The 5,342-nt window shown below is 71.5% G+C and carries 2 protein-coding genes; both read left to right on the top strand.

Annotated features, from left to right (window positions below; all coding sequences use genetic code 11):
* On the top strand, nucleotides 1-1,692 hold a 1,692-nt coding region (locus tag AB5T46_RS20185), incomplete at its 5' end, for an OmpA family protein (RefSeq protein ID WP_370565902.1).
* Nucleotides 1,693-1,706: 14 nt separating this feature from the next.
* Nucleotides 1,707-5,342, top strand: a 3,636-nt coding sequence (locus AB5T46_RS20180; protein ID WP_370565901.1) for a TonB-dependent receptor, incomplete at its 3' end; no start/stop codon positions are given.

Genomic DNA, 5,342 nt, shown 5'->3' with positions numbered 1-5,342 from the left:
GTGCGCACGGCGAACATCGGCGACCTGGTCCGCTACACGCTGACGGTGGAGAACGTGGGCGTGGTGAACGTGCGCGGCAGCACGGTCATCGACACGCCGCCGGCGGGCTTCAGCTTTGTGGAAGGCTCGATGGCGGTGAGTGACGGCGACGACGCCTTCGACCTGGCGCCGAGCCAGTCGCCGCTGCGCATCGGCGGGCTGGACATCGCCGCTGGCGAGAGCGCGACCGTGGTCTACCTGCTGCGGGTCGGCGCCGGCGTGCGCCACGGCACCCAGGTGAACACGGCCCAGGCGCAGGACGCGGCCGGCAACGTGATCTCCAACACCGCCACCGCGCAGGTGTCGGTCGAGGCCGATCCGCTGCTCGACGACAGCCTGATCTTCGGCACGGTGTTCAACGACCGCGACGGCGACGGCTGGCAGGACAGCGCGGCCCTGAGCGGGGTGCGGGTGCAGGGCGGGTTCGCGCCGGGCGCCTACCTGGCCGGCTCGACCACGCGCGACCGCGGCGCCGGTGCGGAACCGGTGGCCGACGCCAGCGCGCCGCTGCTGCATGGCATCGACGTGGGCGCTCTCTCAGCGCGCCAGTCCGAGGCCGATCCGGCCCAGGCGCACCAGGTGGTGATCCGCCAGCGCCTGCGCGAGGCGGCGTTCACCGACGACTTCGTGCTCACCAGCGACCAGGGCGTGACGGTACGCATGGATGCGGCCGGCACCACCACGGTGGACAGGTCCGGCGCCGCGGCCAAGGGCCTCAACGCCGCCGCCCCGACCGTGGAGCGGCGCATCGCCCAGGGCGAGGGCGGAGTGGTGGTCGACTACGTGATCGGCAACACCGGCATCGACGAGCGCGGCATCCCCGGGGTGCGGATCGCCTCGGTGGACGGGCTGCTGATCGAGACCGACCAGTACGGCCGCTACCACCTGGCCGACGTGCAAGGCGGCACCCGCGGCCACCGCAACTTCATCCTCAAGCTCGATCCGTCGACGCTGCCGCCCGGCACGCCGCTGACCACCGACAACCCGCTGGTGCGGCGGATCACCCCCGGTATCCCGGTGCGCTTCGACTTCGGCGTGCAACTGCCGGCCGAGGCCATCCCCGGCGGCACCGAGGAGGTGGAACTGACCCTGGGCGAGGTGATCTTCGCCCCGGGCAGCGCCGAGATCCGCAGCGAGTACGTGCCCGCGATCGCGAAGATGGCCGAACAGGTCGACGCCTACGGCGGCGGCACGGTGGTGATCACCGCCAACGGCGATCACCAGGCGCTGGCCTTCGACCGCGCCACCGCGGTGCGGGAGCTGCTGCTGGCGCAGGTCGCGCCGGAACACCGGCAGGCGCTGACGGTGAGCGTGCACACCGAGGTCGACGCCCTGGTGGCGGGCGTGACCGAAGGCGGCGCGCTGCTGGGCACGGTGCTGTTCGACACCGACCGGGCGCAGATCAAGCCCGAGTTCGCGCCGCTGCTCGACCGGGTGGCGGCCCGCCTGGAAGGCCTGGGCGGGGGCGCGATCGCGGTGGTCGGGCATACCGACGTGCGCGGCAGCCATGCCTACAACGCCGAGCTGGGCCTGCGACGGGCGCGGGCGGTGTACGCGGCCTTGGCCGAACGATTGAGTCCCGAGGTGCGCGCGCAGGTGCGCGTGGAGTCCAGCAACGATCCGACAGCCCCTGTCGGTCCGGAACGCAAGTGAGAGGGGGCCGGATCATGAAGATGAAGCTGCTCGATACCGCCCTGATCGGCATCCTGGCGGGCATGGCCTCGCCGGCGCTGGCGCAGGACCTGCCGGCGCCGCCGGCGACGGACACGGCCACGGCGCTGGACTGCGGCGCCGACGGCTGCGCCTCCGACGAAGGCCTGGTGTTCAAGCTGCGCACGCGCAGCTACGACCAGCCGGCGACCGCAGGCACCAGTGCGGCCTCCTCGTCCGAGGCCCTGCAGCCGGACCGGCGCGTCATCGTCGGCCTGGAGCCGCCGGGCCGCGCCGTGGCGCAGGGCCGGTTCTCGGTGTACCTGCCCGGCGGCGGCGTGATCTGGGCGACCGAGGACCCGACCCTGGGCCTGCCGGAGCTGTCGGTCTCGGCGCCGACCATGGTGCCGTTCGACGGCAGCGCGATCACCCGGCCGGTGCGCTTCTTCGTGCGCGGCAACTACACCGGCTTCATCGAGAAGATGGAGCTGGCGGTGTTCCGCGGCACCGACGGCGACCTGGTGCGGCCGCTGGCAAAGGTGCCGATCGACGTCGCCCCGGTGACCGAGGCCGAGTGGGACGGCGTGCTGCCGGCGGATATCCGCTTCCGGGTCGGCGACGAGCTGGTCTACGTGCTGCGCGCGTTCGACGCCGAAGGCAACATCGACGAGACCCATGCCCGGCGCCTGCAGCTGGTGCGCCCGGACGAGGCCGAGCGCGGCCGCCAGCAGCTGCGCGACAGCACCGAGCGCACGCACGGCCTGGCGCTGGGCGCGGACCAGGCCGAGACCCAGCGCCTGGTCGACGACGTGTTCGGCCAGAGCGCGCTGCGCTACCAGAACATCCCGATCTACGGCTCGCGGGTGCGCGTGCAGGGCCGCAACCTGCCGCCGGGCTACGCGCTGCTGATCAACGGCGACAGCTACCCGGTGGACCTGGAGCGCAAGTTCGTCGCCGAGTACCTGATGCCGGTCGGCCAGCACCGCTTCGACATCGCCCTGCAGGGCGGCGAAGGCGCCACCCCGGCGCGGCACCGGCTGGACGTGGACGTGAGCGGACGCTACTTCTTCGGCGTCGGCCTGGCCGACCTGACGGTGTACGAGAACAGCGCCAGCGGCCCCGGCCGCGACCTGGCGCTGGGCGGACGCGAGGACGACATTCTCAGCGACGGCCGCCTGGCGTTCTACGGCAAGGCCAAGCTCAAGGGCAAGTACCTGGTCACCGCCCAGGCCGACACCCAGGACCGGCCGCTGGAGGACCTGTTCGACGGCTTCACCCAGGCCGACCCGCAGGACATCTTCCGGCGGCTGGATCCGGACCTGTACTACCCGACCTACGGCGACGACTCGACCACCTACCGCGACGTCGACACCATGGGCCGCTTCTACCTGCGCGCCGACTGGGACAAGAACGAGGCGCTGTGGGGCAACTTCTACACCGGCATCACCGGCACCGAGTACGCGCAGTACGTGCGCTCGCTGTACGGCGCGGCGCTGAACTGGCGCTCGCGCGCGGCCAACCCCTGGGGCGATGCGGGCACCGAGCTGCGGGTGTTCGCCTCCGAGGCGCAGACCGCGCCGGGCCACAGCGAGTTCATCGGCACCAGCGGCAGCCTGTACTACCTGCGCCACACCGACGTGCTGCCGGGCTCGGACCACGTGGTGATCGAGGTCCGCGACCTGACCACCGGGCGCGTGGAGCAGCGCATCGAGCTGCAGCGCGGGGCGGACTACGAGATCGACGAGCTGCAGGGGCGCGTGCTCCTGACCCGGCCGCTGTCGCAGATCACCCGCCAGAACGTGCCGAGCATCACCCGCGACACGCCGCTGGACGGGTTCGAGCAGCGCCTGATCGTGGACTACGAGTGGGTGCCGGCGAGCTTCGATGCCGACGAGATCGCCGCCGGCGTGCGCGGCAAGCACTGGTTCGGCGACCACGTCGGGGTCGGGCTGACCTACGTCGACGAGAACCGCGCCGGCGAGGACTACACGCTGATGGCGGCCGACCTGACCCTGCAGGCGGGCAAGGGCACGTACCTGAAGCTGGAGCACAGCCGCACCGAGGCGACCAGCGCGCCGGTGTTCTTCTCCACCGACGGCGGCCTGTCGTTCACCCAGCTCAACCCGGAAGGGATGCGCGAGGGCGACGCCAGTGCGGTCGAGGCGCGGATCAACTTCCAGGAGATGGGCTGGACCGAGCAGGCCTGGAGCGCGGGGGCGTGGTGGCGGCAGGTCGATGCCGGCTACTCGATCTCGCGCTTCGATACTGGCCAGGCGGTCGAGGAGCACGGCGCCGAGGTGCTGGGCCAGTTCACGCCGAACCTCGGGATCTATGCCCGCTACAGCAAAGCCGAGCGCGGCGGCGAGTCGCTGACCCAGATGCAGGTCACCGGCGAGTGGCGGATCGGCGAGGACGGCGCGGTGACCGCCGAGGTCCGGCGCACCGAGGAGGAGCGCAGCACCGGGGAGGCCGCCGGCACCCTGGGCGCGCTGCGCTACACCCACCGCTTCGGCACCGCGCTGGACCTGTTCGGCACCGCCCAGGTGACCCTGGACGACGACGGCGGCAACTACGCCGACAACGACGCCTACAGCCTGGGCGCGCGCTATAACTTCGCCAACCTGTCGAACGTCGGCGCGGAAGTGACCACCGGCGACCGCGGCGACGCGGCCACGGTCAGCGGCGAGTACCGGCTGAGCGCGCAGCACAGCTTCTACGGCGGCTACACGTACTCGACCGACAGCACCGAGTACCACTCGCTGTTCAACCCGAACCGGCAGAACGGCTGGACCTTCGGCCAGCGCTGGCGGCTGTCCAACCAGGTGAACCTGTTCAACGAGAGCCAGTTCATCAAGAGCCGCACCGAGTCCGGGCTGGCGCACACCTACGGCATGGACTTCTACCCGGCGGTGGGCTGGAACCTGGGCTTCACCCTGAGCGACGGCGAGCTGACCAACAGCGCCGGCGGCCAGGTCGACCGGCAGGCGGTGAGCATCAGCGGCGGGCGCACCTCGGCGGCGACCGACTGGCGCAGCAAGCTGGAGTGGCGGCGCGACGGCGGCGCCGAGCGGCGCACGCAGTGGGTGAGCACCAACCACCTGAGCCACAAGCTCAACGAGAGCTGGCGGATCGCGGCACGCTTCAACTACGCCGACACCGACGACGAGCTCGATCCGGCGGCCGGGGCCAAGTTCATCGAGGGCAACTTCGGCTTTGCCTACCGGCCGTGGAACAGCAGCCGCTGGGGCCTGTTCGGGCGCTACACGTACCTGTACGACCTGGCCACCTTGGGCCAGGTGGGCGGGGCGCAGTACGACCAGAAGAGCCAGGTGCTGGCGTTCGAGGGCGTGTACCGGATCGACCAGCACTGGGAGCTGGCGGCCAAGCTGGCGCGGCGCGAGGGCGAGGTGCGGTTCGGGCGCGGCACCGGGGCCTGGTTCGACTCGGCGACCACCTTCGCCGCCGGCCAGCTGCGCTACGAGCTGCGCCAGAAGTGGCATGCGCTGGCCGAGTACCGCTGGCTGGACGTCAAGGACGGCGGCACAAGGCAGGGCTTCCTGGTCGGCGTGGACCGCGACCTCAACCGCAACTTCCGCATCGGCGCCGGCTACAACTTCACCGACTTCAGCGACGACCTGACCGACTTCGACTAC

The sequence above is a fragment of the Luteimonas salinilitoris genome (assembly GCF_041300785.1).
Lineage (GTDB): Bacteria > Pseudomonadota > Gammaproteobacteria > Xanthomonadales > Xanthomonadaceae > Luteimonas > Luteimonas salinilitoris.
The sequence above is the reverse complement of the archived record's forward strand: the minus strand, read 5'-3'. Positions and strand labels throughout refer to the sequence as shown.